Consider the following 22,272-nt stretch of genomic DNA (forward strand, 5'->3'; position numbering starts at 1 on the left):
ATTTTTTGCAGTGGCTAATTTCCTCAAAATTTAGGTGATACTCCAATTATTGCCCAAAAATAAGTAAAATATAAATAAAATATAAGTAACACAACTAAATTTTTAGGTTGAAACCGCTACTTTCCGTCTGGTTGTAATGAAAACCTCTACTTCAACGCTGTCGTCAGAAGTCAAAAAAGTATTTGCCCCTGATTGTGAGGCAAGACTTGTAATTGGATTGCCATTTGGTCCGTGTATCCAACTTGCACCTTCGTCAAAAGCAACGCCAAGACTTCTATCAGTTCGCATTCGTCCACCAACTTTTTCCTGTGCTTCTAATACAATAACATTAAACCCTTTTTCTTTTAATTTTTTGGCGGCAGCAAGTCCTGAAATTCCGCCACCAATTACCACAACGGTTTTACCGTTTGGATTTATGTTTTCATCGTCTTTACCACTACTTGCCAAAAGTGGCGGTGTCATTAGGATTAGCGGCAATCCTGTCAATGTGTCTTTAATGAATTTTCTTCTTTGCATAATTTTCAAATTGATATTGTTCGGTCTTAGTTTGCGGTCGTCCTAAAATGGCATGTAACTCTGTAATATGCGAAAGTTTTGTCGTACTTTTTGATGCACTCCAACATAGGTAAACAATAAAAAATCAAAATCTTAAAATAGATATTTGTTAGTTGAGTACCAATATTATCTACTTCTAATTTTCGTTAATATACCCAAATCAAAGGGTTTCTTATAGGTAAATTTCGAATTACTTCTTCGTTTTTCGGAAAATGTTCGAGCTTTTTCCAAGTATCATACCAAGCATGTTCTTTATATTTTTGATATCCAAACAATAAGAAAGGTTGTGCGACAGGCCATTCATTCCAGTACATTACATCTTGTGGATTTTTCCACGTGGCTTTATTTTCCACAAAAGGGTAAAGAAATTCTACTCCTTTTTTTAGGGTTTCCCCATCGTCTAATTTAAAATCCCATAGGCTCTCTTTTTCGTCAGAAAGTATACCACAAACTGTGGTCATGGCATCTAAATTGAAGAGCGAATAGCCATAAGGTTTTGTGCGTTTAAGTTCGAGTGGAAAGCTACCATCCTTTTCTAATTGGTTGGGCAATAAGACCGTTTTGAATCTATTCTTGCAATAATTAATCATTTCTTGATTACCAGTAAGTTTGGCAAATGATGCCACTTGCATGACCCAGCAGGTACCATGGTTGTTTTTGGCATCACGTTCTTCAATACCGTAAGGGTGCGAATTCACCCAAACCAAATATTTTGCAAACCAATCTTTTACCTTTGCTAAGTCTTGAATATTAACAATTTTAGCACCCTGCATTATAAGTACCCCTTGTGCTACTTCCATCATTTGTATCATGTCAATCAGACCAGTGCCACGTCCTGTTACTTTACCTTTGATGGCTTGGGCGTAAAGCAATGAAGGGTTCATGTAAGTTTTTTCGTCAATGAACCAAGCATTGAGATGTTCAAACGCTTTCTTGACGTATTTTTCGTCCTTGGTTAGCAAATACGCCGATGCCAAAGTACCAATTATTTGACTAAACCGAATCATTACCTTGCGATGTGCCACGAAGTTGTTGGGGTTTGACTGCCCATCTCTTTGAATGTACGGCCCGTTTGGGTCTTCGGGATTTTGCCACCAATAATCGCCTTCTGAATAAAAATCATGCAAGCCACCTGCGGAACGTTCGCATTGTTGGGCAGTAACCGTGATGGGCTTCTCGGTCATTGCAATTTGGGCATTACTAAGCACTGTTTTTTTTAGAATTGGGCTTAAAGTCTTAAATAATGAACTTTGTCCAAATCCAACAAATGGAAATAATACAGTAATAATCAATAATTTGGCAAAAATTTTCATTTGGTATTTGTTATTTAACCCGTTGATAAGGAATTTTATCTGGATTGTTTTTGATTGGCTAAAAATTCTGACATCAATTTCTCATGGTCTATCAAAACAGATTTATATTCTGTTTTTGATGCTAAATTTTCGGTTTCCAAAGCATCTTTTTGATAATCATACAATTCCACAGCTATCGGTTTTGCAGTCGATAGAATTATTGTATTTCTATAATTTTGTTCATACCAAGCAACATATCGGTAACGTTTTGTCCGAATCGTATAACCCATCATCTTATCACCTTTTCTTGGATACTGGCTTTGAGTAAATGATTTTAGTTCAATTTTAGGGTTTTTCAAAACTGGAACTAAACTTTTTCCCGCTAAACCGCCCGGTGTTTTTAGACCTACCATCTCTGTTAAAGTTGGGAAAATATCGACAAACTCCGTGAATCCTTTTGCTTTTTGGTCTCCTTTAAATGCTGGTGATGCAATGATTAGTGGGGCTTTGGTTGCTTGTTCATAATTATCGTGTTTGCACCACAGCCCGTGGTCGCCAAGATGCCAACCGTGGTCACCCCAAAGTATAATAATGGTGTTTTTATCTAATCCTTGTTTTTTTAATTCATCCAATAATTTTCCTACTTGTGCATCCATATAGCTTACAGATGCATAGTAGCCGTGAATTAACTCTCTTTGAATGGTTTCTGATTGTGCGGTGGCTTTTGAATCGAAATGATCGAAATTGCTCAAAAGATAGCCATTGTACAGTTCACCAGAATTTTGAGCGGCATACTCGGGTGCTCCTACGGGCATTTGCTGAACTCCAGAAATCTTAATTTTTGAACGATCGTATAAATCCCAATATTTTTTAGGCGAAATAAAAGGTAAATGTGGTTTAACAAAACCCACAGCATAGAAAAATGGCTTTTGGTCTTTGGCAAGTTTCCCAAGCATTTCAATAGCGTTTTTAGCTACTACGCCATCCATGTAGGCATCATCAGGTACATCTGCCGACTCGACGGCTGGCCCTTTATTATTTGCCAAAAATTCTGTTAATTCAGTGCCTGTGAGACCACGATTTTTGGCTTCGGCCTCAATTTTGGCGATTTTTGCTTTTGTTTCGGGTAATTGATAGCCATTTACTGGTTTTTCAAAGCCTGCAGCATAATTACTTGGATATTTTCCATAAGACACAGCAGGAATGCTCCAAGAAGGTACATCCATTCCTTTATCAACGGAGCGTTGGTCAAACATTTTGCCGATAGTAGCAGTAGTATAACCATTTTCTTTAAAGTATTGAGGTAGGGTGACTACATTGGGAACCATGTCTCTGAGTTGGGTTTTCAAATCCCAAATTCTGGTATAATCAGGTCGTTGGCCAGTTAAAAGGCTGGCTCTGGTAGGGGCACAAACAGCCTGTTGGCAGTAATTATTCATAAAAACTGTCCCCATCTTGGCTAATCGGTCAATATTAGGAGTAATCATTTGACTTTCGCCATAACAATTCAATACAGGTTTCAAATCATCTACCGCAATAAAAAGCACATTCGGCTTATTTTGGGTTTGGGCAAAAATGCTTGAAATTGAAAGGAAAAATACTAAAAGAGTGGTTATTTTTTTCATTTTATTATCTATTTTACACAAGGTTAATTTGACTTCATTCCTGGTTTTAATAATGCTCTGGGGCGATTTGCTTCGCCGGCTTTGGGTACTTGTGAATTTGTAAGAACGGATTTTCCTTTCAATACAATTTTTTGATTTTTTGGTTCTTTGACCTGATTGATATATTCTTTCGGGTCGTTTTCATAAAAATACAGTTCTGTTCCTCTTTTGCCGCTATCCCATTCAGTATATCGCCATTGTTTGTCGATGATTGTTCTACCTAAAACATCTATATTTTGGGTACTATCATAATGAAAAACCATGCTTTTGGCAGGTGGTATCGGTTGGTTTTTCCCACTTAAACAAGGGACTAAATTTTTTCCTTCTAAATCTGGTTGAGTTGCCCCACCACTTAAAGCCACTAATGTTGGATAAATATCTAAAAGTTCGACTGGCGAATTGACGACCTTCCCTTTTGGAATTCCAGCCCCAGCCATAATCATTGGCACATGGGTAGAAACATCAAATTGACTTAACTTTGCCCAAAGACCATCGTGGTCGCCAAGGTGAAAGCCGTTGTCGCCCACTAAAACGACGATGGTATTTTCCCATAAAGAAAGTTTGTCCATTTCATCTAATAAAATCCCAATTTGTGAATCTGTAAATGAAATACAAGCATAATAACCTTGAATCGCTTCTTTTCTGTCTGGTTGAGAAAAACCCGATAATTCAGTTTGTAAAGCAATTGGTGGGACATCGGATATTTTTGGTTCGATCGGAATAATAATTTTGTCTTTTGGATATAAGTCAAAAAAACGTTTTGGGGCAGTCCAAGGTAAATGCGGTTTATGGAAACCTGCGGCTAAAAAGAAGGGCTTTTTTTCATTCGTTTTTTCTCTCACAAACTTTAAAATAGTTTGTGTATTCACTCCATCACGTGTTTTTGAACCGTCTGATGAAAGCACAAAAGCTTTTGGTTTTCCATCTCCGCCACCATAGCGTGCATCAATTGCCGCTTTTTCTTCGGGGTCATTCCCCGTTCCATCTTCATAAAAATCCCAAGAAGCAGCATCACTCATTTTTGCATTATGGAAAACTTTACCTGCACCTGCAGTGAAATAACCCTTTTGGCGAAAATATTGGGGTAACATCACAGCATTTGGAAGAGCTGTTCTGGCTGAAACATTTAAGACATAAATACCAGTCGTCTCAGGTCTTCTCCCACTTAAAAATGAAGCTCTACTCGGATTACACAATGGATATTGGCAATAGGCTCTATCAAAACGAACTCCTTTTGCAGCCAAACGATCAATATTTGGCGAAAACACTTCTTTATTTCCGTAGCAACCAAGCGAGGTGTTCAAATCATCCACTACGATGAAAAGTACATTGGGTGGATTTTTAGTTAATTCTTGCGAATAAACGGGTTTTGAAAATAAAGATATTAGTACAAAAACTTGAATAACCACAATCATCCGTGCCATATTTTAAAAGGTTAATTGTCCTAAAAATGAATTGTAAGTTGGTTCGTCTATTTCTTTTGCCAATTTATCATAAGCAGGATTTGCATACATTTCTGCCGCTATTTTCAGGATATTTACCGTTTCGTGGTATTCTATTTTCTTGATTTGCTTATAGTCCCAAGCTTTTTCTTTTTTAAGGTAGGGCAACATCCAATCTACGCATTTTTGTAGGCTTTTGCCATCGGCAGTCTGATACTTCCACAAATCAATATTCAGATGTTCAGCTAAACGTGCATTATGAAAAAAGCCCATCAAATTCATATTTACATAGCCCCATGAGGTGGTTCGTGCCAATTCAAAAGGTTGACTACCATCAGGTTTTAACTGACTTGCTATTCTTTTTTTTGTGGTATCTATTTGACTTTTTGCCAAGTCCATTTTATCCAAAAACAAGGCATAAGATAGAATTTGGGTATCATAATGCGTTCCGTGGTTATTGTGTTCATCGGCTTCGTCTTTACCCAATGGGCTTTCAATCATCCACGTCAAGAAATCTGAAAACCATTTTTTTAAATCCTCATGATTTCCTTTTGACCAACTTTTAGAATTTTGTAATAAAATGGCTGCATCAATTACTTTATGTAAACCTCTGGTTTCAATCAATCCAATGCCTCTACCCGTATTAATTCCAGGAATACCTTGCCCGAAATTTAAGTTGGGATTTTGACGGGTTTCCTTATCTAAAAACCATGTTTTGATGATTTTGGAAGCAAATTCGGAATATCGTTCGTCTTTTGTGAAGTAATAAGCCAGAGTCAAAATTTCAGCTTCGTCTTCAACTTTGTCCATTTCTTCCGAATCTGTAATGTCGTAATACTCAGGATTACGCTCCCCATCTTTTCTGATATAAGGTAATCCATTGGGCTTTGAAGGGTCTGGCCACCAATAAGGTCCCGTACTCATATAGTCATGTTTATCGCCACTGAGTGGGGTTTGTTTTTTGTGCATGACCGAATACAATTTCCCTTCCTTGACAAGCTTATCGGCACTATTCAAAAGATTATTAAGTGCTTGTTTTTTGGTAGGGTCAGAATTATCAGTGATGGTTTTTAGATTCTTTGCTAATACTGATTCATCCAACATTAAAAGCGAAGAATTATATTTGGCTAAGTCTTTGTCTAAAACCCCTTTGATGACTTCAGTCCAAATTTTATAGCCTTTTTCGTTAAAATGTAGTTTATCATTGATATACAATTCGGGTTGGTATTTGCCATCTTTACCTAAAAGTTGCTGCATTGTTTCAATAAAGTGCAGGTTTGGCGTATTTTGACAGTAGTTTTTAAACAATCCATTCGCTGTTACAATGTCATTATGAACCGCCCATCGACGTTCGTTCGGTGAAATAGCAACATAGTAAATTGGCGTAGTTGGGTGTTTTTGACGAACTTTTTGTACGATAGATTTAAAGGTTTCTAACACTTGGGTCGGAGTTTTATCTTGTTTTCCTGCCGTAATATCGTTACTTCCCGAATAAAAAACGATGGCTTTGAAAGCGTGATTAGCCATGATTCGGTCAATATAGTAAGCCATTTCTCCAATATTTGACCCTCCAAAACCTCGATGAATAATTTCATGTGGAGCTAAATCATGCTTAATGGTTTTCCATAAACGGATGTAGGAACTTCCAGTAACTAAAATAGCGTTTGATGAGTAGGATTCCGTTTTATCTAATTTTTCAAACGCCTGAATATCTTTTTCAAATCTTAGTATTCCCTTTGAATCTTCATTACTGTTCAGTTGTGCAAAAAGCCATTGACTTGCTTCCTTTAACGCATCAAATTGATTTTCATTTCCGATGTTATGTCCTGCATTCGCATACAGTCGCATACCTGTCGGAACGCCTATGGCTAAGGCTCTTTCGTACAAAATTTTGCTACCATATTTAAAACCATGATAAGCATAAATAGAATCAAAAGGCACAGTTACATCAGCAGTTCCATGAATATTAAACATGGGAATATCACCTTGCTGAATCCAATGATAGTCAACCATTGCTCCCCAACAGTCCACCACAGCGTGTACTTTTGAAGAGTAACCTGCGTTACCACTTGTTCCTTCTAACGTACCATTTTTTTGAATATTGATGTATTTGGGTACTTCCTGTTGGTCAAGATAAGCCAGTTGTAGGGCAGTCATAGAGCCAGCTGAGCCACCCATAACATAGATTTTGGTAGTATCTACGCCATATTTTTCAGCATTTTTTCTAAAAAAACGAATGGCAGCCTTTGCATCTTGAACGGCCCGAATCATTGCCTCAAAATACGAGGTGTCAGATTTTGGTTTTTCTATTCCTAATCTGTAATTGATAGAGCTTGTCACATAACCACGTTTTGTAAAACTTCGACTAAATAGCATTTGAAAACCTTTTGCTTTATCGCCATTTACAAAACCACCACCATGGATAAATACGATGAGAGGACGTTTTTTTAAGCTATCTGCTGCTGGTGAATAAATGTCTAACAATAATTTTTCTGCCTCACCAGTTATATTTTTGGCCTCACCATATTGGATGTTTATGAGAGAATCAATACAAGGAAATACCTCATTTTTAAAGCGTTGCGTTTTTTGTCCTTGTGCATTTTGAACAAAGAAAGCCATGATGAAAATGAATTTCGATAATCGGGAAAGGTTCATACTTGAAGGTATTTATTTATTTAATTTTCTTTTTCTCAACAAAGCTTCCAAATAATAGTAGTCAGCATAAACGATAGGAACGTCAATTTCCGATTTTGCTGGCAGATTACCCGTACTGTGAATCAACAAAAAACCTTTGTTCGTTAGTGGTTCGGCTTTGTAGTTTTTGTTGAGGCTTTTCATGATTTTATCCGCTGTTTCTTTGTAAAAAACTGCTTTTTCTTGAACCATTGTACTGAGTTCATAAAGAGCCGAAGCGGTAATTGTAGCCGCAGAAACGTCTCTTGGTTCATTGGGTATTTTTGGCGCATTGTAGTCCCAATAAGGCACTAAATCTTTGGGTGTGCTTGGGTTGTTTAAAATATAGTTACCTATGTTTTCAGCTTGTTGCAAGTATATTTTATTGCCTGTTTCACGATAGCACATGGTGTAGGCATAAAGTCCCCAAGCTTGCCCTCTGGCCCATGATGAGGCATCATTATTTCCTTGGTGCGTATTTCTTTTGGTAACAGCACCTGTTTTAGTGTCATAGCCAATGACATGATATGAACTAAAATTAGGTCTGAAATGGTTTTTCAGGGTTGTATTGGCATGACTTACCGCAACCTTATAAAACGTAGAGTCTTTTGTTTCTTTAAATGCCCAAAAAAGCAGTTCAAGATTCATCATATTGTCAATAATTACAGGAAAATCCCATACTTCGGCGTGGTGGTCCCACGAGCGAATACAGCCAACCTTAGGATTAAAACGAGTAATCAAAGTACGAGCCGATTGAATCATAATGTCACGATATTTTGGGTCTTTTGTGAACCGATATCCATTACCAAAACTGCAATAAATTTTAAAACCCATGTCGTGCGAAGTTCCATTGGTTTTTTCTTGCTCTAATGGAGCAGTGAACTCTCTGGCTTTTTCGAACCATTTTTTGTCTTTGGTGAGTTCATACATATACCAAAGATTGCCTGGAAAGAAACCACTTGTCCAGTCCTTTGAAGCCACTAAGACCAAAGTATCGCCTTTGGTGGCTCTTGGACTTACCCCTTTCGCTCCATTGGCTTTTGCCTTGGCTATCTCTTCAAATGCAAAATCAAACTGAGCATTAGCGTGGTCAATGGGGGATACTTTTCCTTCTTTATTTTCTTTATTCTGAGCTTCAGCATTTAGTGACACAACTGCAAAACAAAGGCTTAGGACTAAAATACACTCTTTCATATTTATTTGATTTTTTACAAAATTCTTATTCGAATGTTACTTTAAGTGGTTTTTCAATGCGGTTTTTGTATGTCTGCAAATAGCTAAACCATGCGGTGGCAGTAGTAATTACATTTGCTTTGTTCCAAACTGCCCCTGTATAATACACAAATGATTCGTTTTTTTGGCAAGTAGCTTGAGACAACAATTGCGTATTACTAACTTTCATCTTGATAGTTGGGGTAGATAGAATGGTTCCTACCCCGGTTATACCATCTTCGCCCATTTGTGGTTCCCAATAGCCCATGATGCCTTGTTTTTCGTCCAATAACATCGTTCCTTGGTCTTTTCTTTTGATAATACCAACTACTAAATCTAAGCTTGGTTTCTCAGTATAATTGTACAAAGCTTCAACCCGATTGAACTGAGAACCAGCATCTAATGAAATGGTTTTGGTGGCTTTTACTTTCATGCCAGCTACGTCCCAGTCGTCGTATTCCAATACAAAAGTTGTTCTAAGTGGGCCATTATCTAAGACTTTCCAACGTACATAGTTTTTGGAGTAATAGATGGAATCATTGACATAGGGATAACTATTACCTGCTCCACAAGTGTAACCAACGTGGTAATAATCCATGCCATCGCCCAGATTGTCATGGTATTTGCCTCTTTTATAACGTTCATTAAGCACCATTCTGGAAGTACTTTTCACCCACACATCTATGCCGTAAGCCATCTCTTTTGGGGTTTGTTCGAGGGCTTTTCCATACATTCTGAAAGCAATTTTATCATTTTCCCAAGCAAAATCATCTTTACGCTCGGGTACATAACGCCCATAGGTCTTTGTAACAGAAGTACCTGATTTTCCTTTCTGAATAATAAGTTTGGCTGAAGCGTTCGCTATTAAATCCAATTGAATTAACAGGTTTTGAATCATTTTCTCCCCACGAAATTCCAATTGAAAAGGTATTTCTTTTTTGGTAAGACTATTGATTATCTTAAAATCGGATGTATCTATGCTTGGGTATTTTAGTGAAATATCTTTCCAAGCAATAGCTACTACTTCTTCTTTTCGGTCTGACGAAGTGGGGTTTGAAATCGTGATTATTACTTTTTGATTTTGAGCTATTAATGGTTTAGCGAATACGCAACCGAGGGTCATCAAAAGGAATCCTAATTTTCTTATATTAATCATTATTATTTTCTTTTTTCTTCAATTTTTCAGCTTTTTTAGCATTTTTCTCTACTTTATTACCGTGTCGTCCGCTTCCGTCTGCTTCATCCATAATTCCCCCCGCTGGATTGAGTCGCTCTAAAACTGCTACCAAACGTGTTTTAGCTTCGCTCGCTTCTTTATTTTCTGAAACATTGGCTACCAGATTTTCTTCAAAGGGAGCTTTACTCATATCAAAAAGCTCACCTGCTCTGTTCAATTTGAATTTTTGGTCTCTGACATACCATTGATTACCCAATTCCATAAAAATCCAGTCTCTTGGGCTGCCTTTTTGTCCTTTAAGTTGTGGAACAAAACTCCTGCCATCTAAAATCTTATTTTCTGGTAATTTTGCTCCGGCTAAATCTGCCAGGGTTGGTAAAATATCAGAGGCATCTATTAAATCTTTAGTGGACTTGTTAGGCGAAATCACACCTGGCCAATTGGTAATCATCGGCACTAAGCTACCACATTCCAACATAGAGCCTTTTTTTCCAGAAAGTTGTTTGCCACCGATTGTTGCTTTTGGATATTGTTCGTTAGCAGTTCCATTATCGCCCATGAAGACAATTAGTGTATTTTCTCGAAGTTTAAGCTCTGCTAATGTTTTAATGAGTTTGCCTACCAATTTATCCATGTAAGCTATATTATCGGCATAAATATCTTTGGTGTCAGGTTTGCTATCGGGGGTTGGTTGCAATACGGAATGGACATGAACCATGGCATAATGTATATAAAAAGGGTTGTTTTTGTTTTGCTTGATGAAATTTACCAATTGCGTATGCATCAAATCTGGCATATACTCTTCATCGCCCAAAGCTTTGGTTTCACCGTTGACATAATATTCTTCGGCTTTCTTTTTTTCTTTTGCCCAATATACTCCACTGCCCTTAAAAGTGATATAATCATCAAAACCAAAGTCGGCCGGAGTTAAACCAAACTGACTCCATTTACCAATCATAGCACTTTTATAACCTTCTGTTTTTAAGACTGTTGGTATTAATGTTTCTTCTGATGGTTTTAATTTTCCAACCATATCCTGATTGACAGCTCCTGTACGAAAAGCATAGCGACCTGTTAGGATTAATGCTCTTGAAGGTCCACATAAAGGTGCTGTATAGGCATGGTTAAATTTCAAACCAGTTTTTGCCAACTTATCAATATTTGGCGTTTTGTTATTATCTGAGCCATAACACCCAACTTCACCCGTTCCTAAATCATCAGCAAGGATGAAAATGATGTTTGGCTTTTTTGTAGTGCTTGATTTCGACTGCTTAGTTTGTGCAGAAACATTTATAACCAAGAATACAAAGAATAGAATAAAACTGTTTTTTTTCATTTTTCTTTAAAAATTTCATGCACTAAACTTCATTTAATGCTTGTTGAACTTCTTTTAAAAACGTACTTACTTTTTCTTTTGGATCTCCTTTACCAAGTGTCTCAATTGGAAGGTACCCTCTATACCCCGATTCTTTAATAATTTTAAACAGCCTTTTTAAATCTGTTTTTACTTCGACTCCGTCTACAAAAATGTTTTCTTTTACTTGCCAGTTTACTGCATATTGCACCGTTTGAGCAATTTGCGCATAGGGGTCACCTTGCTGATAACTGCCTGTATCCAATATCAAACCGAACCATTCCATATTAACCATTTTTATTATCTTAATGGCATCATCGGCAGTTTGTATAAAATCATGATGGTTTTGAATGGCCACAATTACCCCATGCTTTTGTCCGTATTCTACACATTCACGAATGTCTTTAACCATCCAAGTTGCTATTTGATCCCAAGTATATTCTTTGGGTCTAAGTACACCAGCAAAAACACGAATAACAGGGGCACCTAATTTGGAGGCCACTTCAATCCAGTTCTTGATCAATTGAACATCTGCTTTACGTTTTTCAGGGTCAGGATTGGTATAATCATTTCGAATACCAGTTCCAGTGATTCCCAAACCCAATAAATGAGCTTTTCGCTTTATATGATATATATATATTCATCAGAAGGGACTTGCGGATAATTTGGAAAAAAGTATCCCGTTAAATCTACCCCATCAAAATTTTGTTCTGCACAAAAATCCAACAAATCGTCTAAGTTCATAGACTTGTCGGTTAAAGGAGTACTAAAAGAATAAGCATTTAAGCTTGTTTTTAGCTTACTTCTTTTTGACTTATCTTCTAAATTGAATGACTTTTCATCCTTGTTTCCTGCTACAAATGAACTCAGAGCAGGTACTATCATAAAGGATTTTACAAAATTTCTTCTTGAGGTTTCGGGTTTCATAGCTTATTTATTTTATTGTTGAAACTGATACAGGATCCATATCCGTAAACTCTTTGTTTTCGCCAGCCATTCCCCAAATAAAACCATAGTTAGCTGTACCAACCCCAAAGTGCATACTCCAAGGCGGAGATATTACTGCTTCATGATTGGCTACCACTAAATGTCTGGTTTCTTGTGGCTCGCCCATATAATGTATTACCCTTTGAACTTCATCAACATCAAAATAAAAATAGGCCTCCATTCTGCGAGTATGTGTATGAGGTGGAACAGAGTTCCAAACATTACCTTTCTCCAAAACTGTTAGCCCCATTACTAATTGGCAACTTTCGATACCATCGTTATGTATATATTTGTAAATCGTTCTTTTATTTGAGGTTAAATTATCTCCAAGATTGACTGGAGCTGCTTCTGCCTTTGTCATTTTTCTGTTGACATAAGTGTGATGAGCAGGGGCTGACAACAAATAAAAATGTGCTGGTTCTAAAGGGTTTTCACTTGAAAAACTTACCCCTTTGGTGCCTTTGCCCAAATAAACACATTCAAGTTTTTCCAATTTATAAACCAGACCATCTGCCGTTACTGTGCCATTACCGCCCACATTGATGATACCCATTTCTCTTCTTTCTAAAAAAAAATTTGCTTTAAGCTCTTCTTCATACGGCAAACTAATTGCATCAGAAAGTGGAACTACTCCGCCTATTATCAGCCTATCATAGTGAGAATAAACTAATGATATTTTGCCTGATTTCATCAGATTTTGAACCAAAAAATTATCACGCAATTGCTGCGTTTTCATTTCACTCGTTTCTTTTGGGCTGGTTTCAAATCTTACCTGCATAGTTTCTAAAATTAAGTTTTAAGTAATGTTGGAGTTGGTGCATTATTTAACTTCTAAAAATACACTTTTAATATCCTTCGATTTTGCACATACTACCGATGTACCTTTGTTTAATTGGACTGTAAAAAATGCCCTTCCATTTGAAAGCTGAATAGTACTTGAGCCTGTCGATGTTCCTTGGTTTTGTATCAATGAGCCATCACCAGCTAATCCAAATTCAATCATTTGATTGCAATCATGGCATTGATTACCCTTATCGTCAAATAGTTTAACATTCATTGTCAACAAATCACCGTCTCTTTTTTCTGTGAATAGTTTAAGATTATTTGGCTTTCCCCAAACCGTTGAAGAATAATCAAATGATTTTTCATCAACAAAAAGCCCATTACCATTTTTTGCGATGGCTTTTAGCCTATTTTCACCTTCTTTGAAAACTAAGTTCCAACGTAGCCCTGCCGCTGGGTAATCTTGACTATTTCTTTTTTTAATCCCAACTGATTTACCATTAAGAAATAATTCAACTTCAGGGCAGTTTGAATAAATTTTCACTAACTTATTCTCTCCTTTTTTGCCTGTTCTTACGTCCCATTTTTGGCCAAAAATATGAACCATTGGTTTCATCGCCCAAAACGATTGAAAAACATAATAGCCTTCTTTTTTACTCAAATCTCGTTCTACAATTCCTTTTTGATTGACATAAGGAATGGGGTTTTCGGGACGGAGTGGGGTAGAAAAATCTTTAAAAACCCATTGAGCGGTTCCTGTTAGCCAGGGCATAGTCTCTTGTTCTTTCAAATGCCAATCTACCAAATCACAGAAATAAGACTCCGACCAATCGCCATCTTTTGAAACTCTTGGCGTACCCCCAACGTGTAAATAATCACCCGTACGCTCATCGCCCCCACTATCTGTTGGAATGTTTTTAATACTACCCAAGGACTCATCGCTGTATCTCCCCACGTGGTTATCTCCTCCCCATTCCACATGAATAAAGCGTTTTACTTTCTTCATTTCTTCCTCAGATATTTTTTTATATTCGGTGAATAAGCCTCTGTACCAGCCTGCCCAAATTGAAGGCGAGTAAACATCAGGTATGTCAGCACAAAAACCACAACGACGAATAGAAGTGAGTCGAGACGGGTCGAGTTTATGAGCCACATCATTCAGCTCACTCATAAACGTTCTAATCGAATCTTTACTATAAGTTTCAAAATCACCTTCCCAATCATTTTCATTTCCCAAACCCCAAAGTATTACTGATGGATGATTATAATGTTGTTCAATCATATTGGTCATCATGCTACAGGCTTGATTTTTATAGACTTCGCCGCCAACACCACCTCGGCACCAAGGAATTTCTTCCCAAACCAAAAGTCCCAAGGAGTCGCAAAGATTAAGGATATGACGTGATTGCTGATAATGACCCAAACGGATGAAATTTACACCCATTTCTTTTATCATTATCATCTCTTCACGCATCATATCTTCCGTCATGGCGGCAGCTACATTTGCATGGTCTTCATGTCGGTGCGTACCTTTCAATAAAAGTCGTTTGCCATTTAAAAAAAACGGTCCTTTTTCTTGAAAGTCAAAATTCCTAAACCCAATTTTTTCATCAACCTGCATTTCGCCCGCATCAGATTGAAGCAAAACTTTTACGTGATATAATTTCGGATTATCCGTATGCCAAAGAATTGGATTTTCAAGTGTTTTTGTTGACAATTTTATAATTGACAAATCACTTTGAGATGAAATAGTTTCAGTAAAAACCTCTCTTCCTACCGGGTCAAAAAGTTGAACTTTAAAATTCAATTTGGTTTTGATACCCTCTGGATTATAGAGTTTGGCATTAATTGTAATCGTTCCTTTCTGGCCTTGTGCATCCACACTATTATCCACTTTCAAATGCTTAATTGAAATTTGCGGGACATAGACCAGATTCACATAACGATACAAGCCACCATATACATTAAAATCGCTCAGATTGGACGGAATCATTTCTAAATCCCGACCATTGTCGCAAGCAATCGCAAGCGGAAATCTCTTCCCATTTTGTTTTTTAAAAAATACTTGTTTTGGAAAATCACTGATTGATTTGGTTAAATCAACCGTAAATTCGTCATAACCGCCCACATGTTTTCCTACTTCTTGATTACCCAAAAACACTTTTGTTTTTTGTCCAGCACCTTCAAAATGCAATAAAGTACGGCCGTTTTTATACGGATTTTCAACTGTAAGCATTTTACGATACCAGCCTTCCCCCTGATAATAAATTGTTCGAGCATCAACGGCATCAAGGGCATTGAAACAATGTGGTAATGTTACTTTTTGCCAAGGCCTAATTTGGTATTGAGCTTCACGCCAGACTTCCAAAATGCCGCCTTGAGTTGCTTGAATATACTCCCAATCGTTGGTCAAACGATTAGAATTTTGTGCAAAAACAAGGTTGATAAACCCAATTGTAAAAAGAAATATTAATTTAAAAGCCCGAGTCATTTAGTTTTTTGTGAAATTTTAAAAAATCAATCTTTTGCCATCTTCCAATGCAATGTATCACCCTTAAATCTGGTAAGTGCTTTCATTTCTGTTGGAATACCCAAATCGCCTTGTTGAGTCATCCAAGATTTTAATTCAGCAAATAAATTATCATGGATAACTTTTAGTTTGGGGTCGTTTGCCAAATTATTCAACTCATACTTATCATTTTTAATGTTATAGAGTTCAAATTCTGGTCGGTTTCTGTATAAATTGGCGTGGTCACTTTCTTTCTTGTTATTTTTAGTTTCTTCCAACCAGCCCTCATACAATTTGTTGCCTGGCTTTGATGCAGAGCAATAAAAAGACTCTTTGTAGTTGAGATTCCAAAGCAATTTATAATCGTGGTCTTGTATAGAACGAACGGGATAATTTTCTGAGCCATTATTGATACCTCGTGTAGTATGGACGCCATATACATACTTTCTAATTTCGGTATTTTTGCCTAACAAAGTGGCATAAAAACTTTTCCCATCAAGGGTCATAGAACCTTCTTTGTTGGCTCTAAGTGTAAGTGGGTCACCTCCTGCTGCTTCGTAAAGGGTTGGGACTACATCAATGTATTGCGAAAGAATAGTAGTACGAGTTGAGGGTTTAATTGCCTTTGGCCAACGTGCAATGAATGCTGCTTTCAGACCCATATTATAACAAGTCCATTTTCCAAAAGGTAATGATGTGCCATGTTCGCTGGCAAACATAAAAATGGTATTATCTTTTTTGGGTTGATTGTCAACAATTTTCATACAATTACCCACGAGACTATCGGCATAAGTGATTTCGGCATAGTATTTTACCAATTCTTTTCTTGTCTCTTTGGTATCTACCATGTAAGGAGCAATTTTTAGTTTTTTGGCATCGTATTGGGCAGGATTTCCACGAGTCCAAGGTCCATGGGGTTGGTTCGTTGCAACTACCAATAAATAAGGTTTGGTTTTATCTTTATTTATCCATGCTTCGGCATCGGCCAAATTTATGTCTTGCCCTTCACCGTTGTCGCTGTCTCTGCCACCGAGGTATTCAAATGGGAAAGATGAAAGTGGGGCCGTATGCCTTTTGCCAATCAAAGCTACCCGATAACCCATTTTTTTGAAGTGGGTAAAAACGCTGATTACGCCGTCATATACTTTGGCGTGGTTTGGATAACTACCATTTTTTACGGGAAACACACCGGTGTATAAACTCTGACGAGTCGGTCCACACATAGCGGTCGCATTATTCATATTGTCGAAACACAAACCTTCTTGGGCTAACTTTGCCAAATTAGGCGTTTTTACATCAGGGCTTCCGTAAGGTTCGCAATCCACAGAAGTCATATCATCAGCGATGAAGAAAAGGATGTCAGGCTTTTTTTGTAAATCATCATCCGATTTTTTTGAAGACTGAATATAAGATGCCATCAAAATGGAAATAGCTACTACACTTAGCAATAAGGTTAATTTCTTGTACATTTTATTCATGAATTTAATTTGAATTGTTTTCTAACGTTACATATTTGTCAATAACCACCTCACCAGAATTTAAGACTTTATTATTGCTAAAAATATGGGTAGCCTTTACGGTATCTTCAAAAAAGAATAGTTTTTTATTCGTATTACATTCCTTGAAAATATTATTGTCCGTAAAACTTCGATTGATTCCGCTGATGAAGAAAAGTGGTTCTTCTTTTACTGTTTCACAATTTGAAATTTTATTTTCGGTTAATATCAACCAAGGCCCCATTGTACTTTCATCTTTGCCGCTTCTTATGATACTCAGGATTTCCCCTTTATTGTTTGCAAAAATATTTTTAATTACGCTTAATTTTTCAACATTATAATAGCCTTTTTTATCCATTTCTGAATTGAAGTTAAAGACAGTTCCAATAAGGTTACTAAACTGGCAGTTTGAAACTACCACACTATCTAAAACACTTGATTTGGATGCTTTAATAAAGTCACCATTTAGATGCTCAACCTCACTATTCCGAATGGAAAAACTACTATGATTTGGATTGGCGGTTGTATCCGAAATAATGAAACTTTTAGGAATTAGATTTGAAAATTTAATCTTCAAATTATTGATTGTCAAAGATTTACCCGCCATGATTAGAAAACAATAGGTTGATTTCAAATCGTTTAAATTGAATTTTGTCGGCGTTTTCTTGGAAGAACTAATAATTACGTCACCCGAAATAGTGATTGGTTTGGTAAAATTGTATTCATTAGATGTTAAGTTAATAATCAATTTTGAGTCTTTATTTTTTGCTAACTGTTCTGTTAATTCAGCAACATTTTTGCAATTGGCCTTTACTTGTTTCTGTTCAATTTTGATTGGTTTATACCATTTTGCTCCACAAAGAGTGGTTGCATTTGCCTCAGTCGCTTTTAATCTATTCAAATCTGAATACCCATTTTTGGTGGAAAATCCGTAAGATAATCTCGAAATACCTGCTTTTTGAATAGAATCGTTGAGCATAATACCCTTTTTGATATTCCCATTTATTTCAAATGGATTCGTTGCATTTGGATTTAAGGTAGTTTTGAAAAATCCATCTGAAAGTAGTTGTTTGATTGTATTACTTACTAAATTACTGGCAAAGCTTATTCCCTTGATATCATCAAATTGATAGTATAAAAGCGTGTCTTTTGTACTATAAAAAATATTATTGACAAACTGTACTTTACTTGGTGTTTCGCTTCGCTCGGCATCGCTGCCTTCGCAAAAACTTATTGGCGAGCAATCATTGAAAGTATTATTAGAAATCACCGCATTTGAAACGGAAACATATCTAATGGCGGGCGAGTTTGGTACCCCATTCATTAATGTTAAAGGTGAGCGAAAACCTACGCCACGACATTTATAAAAGTAATTATTGACCACCATTTGGCCTTTATTTATCAAACGCACCCCACCAGTACCTTCCTTATTATTACCCAAAAACACATTGTTTTCGACTGTATTGAAATTTCCATGACGAAAAACCACACTTCCTTGGCATTCTTTAAAAAGATTATTTCGAACGACATTTTGGCAAGATTTGATGGATATGATTTCAGCCTCTCCATCACAATGCTCAAAGAAATTATCGGTGATTTGGGTATTTGAGTTGAATTCACAGGTTTCAGAAACACCTATTCGGATAATTTCACCAGCATTAGAAGCTAATGGGATACGTGTCCCAAAATAATTATGGTCAATTTGGTGAAAGTTGTCTTGGTTTATTTTACCCTCTAACATAACCGCAACCAATACACCAATATTCTTTTTATTATAAAAACCACAATGGTCAACACGGTTATTTTTGCCATAAAAAGCCACCCAATAATTGTCTTTTAGCCTATTTGAATTATTAAAATCGTCAATCACAGTATTGGTAACTCTGCAATGATTGGCGACGTGTTTTTCGTCTAATCTGAAACTAATTACATCATCATTGGCAAAACCATTTTTAAACAATAGACCATCTACGACAATAAAATTACCTCCAAAATTTAATTTAGACTTACCGGTAATCATTACTTTTCCTGCTATTTCAGCTTTGAAAATTATTGGCATTTTCTCGGTTCCGTTGCACGTAAGGCTAATCATCACATCTTTCCATTCGCCATTCTTTAAGATTATTACATCGCCAGGTTGAGCAAGATCGTTTACTTTTTGCAATTCAGGTAGATTCTTAACTTCAAAGTTTTTCGACAATGAGCTAAAAGAAATAAATATCAAAAGGTTAAAAATCAATAATTTCATGTTTTGGCTTATTTAAATTCAAACAATTTATTTGGCTGGTTTCCACGGCCATGGTTTAGCTTTGGTTCTGATGGCTTCGGCTTCCCACTTTTGAGCCATTTCTTTTGTTTTGTCTGGGTATTTTGTGGCTAAATTGATTCTCTCTGTTGGGTCATTTTTCAAGTCGTATAATTCCCATTTATTTTCATCAGCCTCACCAAAGGTCTTTTGTTTTCCAGTTCTTGAAACCAATTTCCAATCGCCTATTCTGATTGCACGATTGGCAGAATGTTCCCAAAAAATAAAATCTCGGGCTATGGGCTTGTTTGTAAATGCTGGTACAAGATTTTTTCCTTCTAATGCTTGAATTTCATATCCATTAAATTGCTTTGGATATGCTAAAGCTGTGATTGCCAAACAAGTAGCCATGATGTCAATCAAATGAGAAGGCTGAGTTCTTAATTGTCCTTTTGCCGCAATACCTTTGGGCCAATGAACTATCAAAGGCGAGGCTATGCCGCCCTCATGGGTATATTGCTTGTAGCTTCTAAAAGGTGTATTACTCACATTTGCCCACTCTTCACCATAAGTTGACCACGAATTAGCATCCCCAGGCATTACACCTCTACCACTTTGAACGAATCTTCCATCACGGGTATATTCAGGTTTTTTATCTAAGAAAATGGCCTCTTGTGGCATTGGCTTCAATACTTTTTGTAGTTCGGTTAGCGGTATTGCAGGTTTGTCTGTCTCAACAGGTTCGGCACAACCGCCGTTGTCGTGCATGTAAAAAATGATTGTATTTTCTAATTCACCCTTCTTTTCGAGAGCGGTAATTATTTTACCTATGCCTTCATCCATAATATCCACCATTGCTGCATATACTTCCATCCGCTTTACCTGCCAATCTTTTAGTGGTTCATCTTTCCAAGCAGGTACGTCAACACCACGGTCGGTTAGCACACATTTATCGCTGATGATTCCTAATTTTTTGAGTTTGTTGAATCTTTGCTCTCGCATCACATCCCAACCTTTATCATAAACGCCTTTGTATTTTTTTACATCGTTTTCTGGGGCATGAAGTGGCCAATGAGCAGCCGTGTAAGCAACATAAAAGAAAAAAGGTTGCTGTTTTGGATGTTCTTGAATGAATTTTACGGTTGTATCAGTGATAGCTCGGGTATAATAGAAGTCTTTGTACGGAGCAACGAATGTATTATTGCTAATCAAAGTGCCAGGGTCGTAATAACTGCCTGAGCCGTTGAGTGTACCGAAATAACGCTGAAAACCACGTTGCAAAGGCCAATTACTTTTATCACCATTCGGTTTCATGTCTTTGGCTATGTGCCATTTACCTGTCATATAGGTTGCATAGCCAGCTTTTTTGAAAAGCTCAGCCATGGTAACAGCATTTTTACTCAAATTGTCCGTATAGCCTTCTTCAGTATAGCTCTCCGTAGAAAGATGCCCCATGCCCGCTTGATGCGGATACAAACCCGTGAGTAAAGAAGCACGGGTAGGACTGCAACGAGCTGTATTATAAAAACTTGTAAATCGTAAGCCATTTGCTGCCAATCGGTCAATATTTGGTGTTCTAATTTCTGAGCCAAAACAACCAATGTCAGAGTAGCCCATGTCATCAGTAAGAATTACCATGACATTTGGCTTCTTGGTTTGAGCATTTATGGCTGAATATCCAAACAAAAAGTATGTTTGGACGAAGAAAATGAAGAATTTATTAGGGTTTATTTTGAAATTAGTCATCGTAAAGAAATTAAAATTATTTATCTGCTACACATCTAAAACCCAAATGTTCCATGCCTGAATCGGGTGAACTTTTCATTCTGGCTGCTACTCTATAACCACTACAATAAGATTCATTACAGAGAAATGAGCCGCCACGCATGGTTCTTTTAGGTACAGTTGGTTCGTCGGGGTCGTAGCTGCTTTTGGGTCCTTTGGGACTTTCAATCACTTTGATATTTGCCATCTGCTCATAATAATCGTGGCGATATAAGTCAGCACACCATTCCCAAACATTACCTGCCATATCGTACAAACCGTAGCCATTTGCGGCAAAGGTTTTTACGGGCGAGGCTCCGTAAAAACCATCTTTTGTGTCATTTTTATACGGAAAACCACCTTGCCAATAATTACATTTATTTTTGCCTTGTTCTATATTTTCATTTCCCCAAGCATAGATATTATTTTTGAGATTTCCTCTGGCGGCAAATTCCCATTCTGCTTCCGTGGGTAATCGTTTACCAGCCCATTTGCAGTAGGCGTTGGCATCATCCCAACTAATGTGTACTACGGGAAAATTCTCTTTGCCTTTAATGTTACTGTTTAGTCCTTTTGGGTGTTTCCAGTCTGCACCATGCGTCCATTGCCACCATTGGCTATAATCTTGCAAGTTTACTTCACCTTGCGTAGGTACAAAAACCAATGATGCCGCTTTGAGCATTTCTGGCTTTGGCTTTGGGGTACCTGGTGGTAAAGTGGCTTTGATTTCGTCCCAGTTTACATCTTTTTCGGCAGTGGTCATGTAACCTGTGGCTTTTACAAATGCTGCAAATTGTTCATTGGTTACTTCGGTTACATCCATGTAAAATCCATTGAGTTTTACTTGGTGCTTAGGTAATTCATCTCTTCTACCTTGCTCATTATCAGCCCCCATTTCAAAAATTCCGCCTTCTATCCATACCATTCCTTGATGTTTTTGGAATTTTTTTTTAATGGTAGAATCTACACTACTATTTTTTGTAACAAATCGACTTGGTATTTTTGAAGTACAACAAGTCATGGCTTCCGCTTTCTTCTTTTTATTATATTGGTAATAAGAAAAAGCCGCTACACTTGTTATTGCTACTATTAATAAAACCCATTTTAAGTTTTTCATCT

The 22,272-nt window shown here is 37.0% G+C and carries 16 protein-coding genes; all 16 read right to left on the bottom strand.

Going from position 1 to position 22,272, the window contains the following annotated elements:
- Nucleotides 1-102 precede the first annotated feature (102 nt).
- Entirely contained in the window at nt 103-516 is a 414-nt protein-coding gene (locus AC1W31_RS13980) for an FAD-dependent oxidoreductase (RefSeq protein WP_481735084.1), read from the bottom strand.
- Between the two features lie 185 nt (nt 517-701).
- Nucleotides 702-1,868, bottom strand: a complete 1,167-nt coding sequence (locus AC1W31_RS13985; RefSeq protein ID WP_481735085.1) for an alginate lyase family protein — start codon at nt 1,866-1,868, stop codon at nt 702-704.
- Between the two features lie 35 nt (nt 1,869-1,903).
- Nucleotides 1,904-3,472 (bottom strand): sulfatase, encoded by a 1,569-nt coding sequence (locus AC1W31_RS13990; protein WP_481735086.1) that lies wholly within the window; start codon nt 3,470-3,472, stop codon nt 1,904-1,906.
- Nucleotides 3,473-3,495: 23 nt separating this feature from the next.
- Complete coding sequence (locus AC1W31_RS13995; protein ID WP_481735087.1) at nt 3,496-4,935, bottom strand: sulfatase; 1,440 nt, start codon at nt 4,933-4,935, stop codon at nt 3,496-3,498.
- Nucleotides 4,936-4,938: 3 nt separating this feature from the next.
- On the bottom strand, nt 4,939-7,608 hold the full coding sequence (locus AC1W31_RS14000; protein WP_481735088.1) for an alginate lyase family protein: 2,670 nt from the start codon (nt 7,606-7,608) through the stop codon (nt 4,939-4,941).
- Nucleotides 7,609-7,620: 12 nt separating this feature from the next.
- On the bottom strand, nt 7,621-8,820 hold the full coding sequence (locus AC1W31_RS14005) for a glycoside hydrolase family 88 protein (protein WP_481735089.1): 1,200 nt from the start codon (nt 8,818-8,820) through the stop codon (nt 7,621-7,623).
- 25 nt (nt 8,821-8,845) lie between these two features.
- Nucleotides 8,846-9,994: a DUF4861 family protein gene (locus AC1W31_RS14010; RefSeq protein WP_481735090.1), complete on the bottom strand. Its 1,149-nt coding sequence runs from the start codon at nt 9,992-9,994 to the stop codon at nt 8,846-8,848.
- Nucleotides 9,987-11,351, bottom strand: a complete 1,365-nt coding sequence (locus tag AC1W31_RS14015; RefSeq protein ID WP_481735091.1) for a sulfatase-like hydrolase/transferase — start codon at nt 11,349-11,351, stop codon at nt 9,987-9,989. The genes AC1W31_RS14010 and AC1W31_RS14015 overlap by 8 nt, the downstream gene beginning before the upstream one ends.
- A 22-nt stretch (nt 11,352-11,373) precedes the next feature.
- Nucleotides 11,374-11,973, bottom strand: coding sequence for a sugar phosphate isomerase/epimerase family protein (locus AC1W31_RS14020; protein WP_481735092.1), 600 nt, complete (start codon nt 11,971-11,973; stop codon nt 11,374-11,376).
- Nucleotides 11,974-11,990: 17 nt separating this feature from the next.
- Nucleotides 11,991-12,296 carry a hypothetical protein gene (locus tag AC1W31_RS14025; protein ID WP_481735093.1) on the bottom strand — a complete coding sequence of 102 codons (306 nt, stop codon included), beginning with the start codon at nt 12,294-12,296 and terminating at the stop codon, nt 11,991-11,993.
- Between the two features lie 7 nt (nt 12,297-12,303).
- A complete protein-coding gene (gene kduI, locus AC1W31_RS14030; RefSeq protein WP_481735094.1) occupies nt 12,304-13,134 on the bottom strand; it encodes a 5-dehydro-4-deoxy-D-glucuronate isomerase in 831 nt (276 codons plus the stop codon).
- A gap of 42 nt (nt 13,135-13,176) precedes the next feature.
- Entirely contained in the window at nt 13,177-15,630 is a 2,454-nt protein-coding gene (locus tag AC1W31_RS14035) for a glycoside hydrolase family 2 TIM barrel-domain containing protein (protein WP_481735095.1), read from the bottom strand.
- A gap of 26 nt (nt 15,631-15,656) precedes the next feature.
- Nucleotides 15,657-17,117, bottom strand: a complete 1,461-nt coding sequence (locus AC1W31_RS14040; protein ID WP_481735096.1) for a sulfatase family protein — start codon at nt 17,115-17,117, stop codon at nt 15,657-15,659.
- A 13-nt stretch (nt 17,118-17,130) separates the two neighbouring features.
- Nucleotides 17,131-19,392 (bottom strand): polysaccharide lyase 6 family protein, encoded by a 2,262-nt coding sequence (locus tag AC1W31_RS14045; protein WP_481735097.1) that lies wholly within the window; start codon nt 19,390-19,392, stop codon nt 17,131-17,133.
- A 27-nt stretch (nt 19,393-19,419) separates the two neighbouring features.
- Nucleotides 19,420-21,135 (bottom strand): arylsulfatase, encoded by a 1,716-nt coding sequence (locus tag AC1W31_RS14050; protein WP_481735098.1) that lies wholly within the window; start codon nt 21,133-21,135, stop codon nt 19,420-19,422.
- A 16-nt stretch (nt 21,136-21,151) separates the two neighbouring features.
- On the bottom strand, nt 21,152-22,270 hold the full coding sequence (locus AC1W31_RS14055) for a formylglycine-generating enzyme family protein (protein WP_481735099.1): 1,119 nt from the start codon (nt 22,268-22,270) through the stop codon (nt 21,152-21,154).
- Nucleotides 22,271-22,272: the final 2 nt, after the last annotated feature.

It is taken from the genome of Arcicella sp., assembly GCF_964672035.1.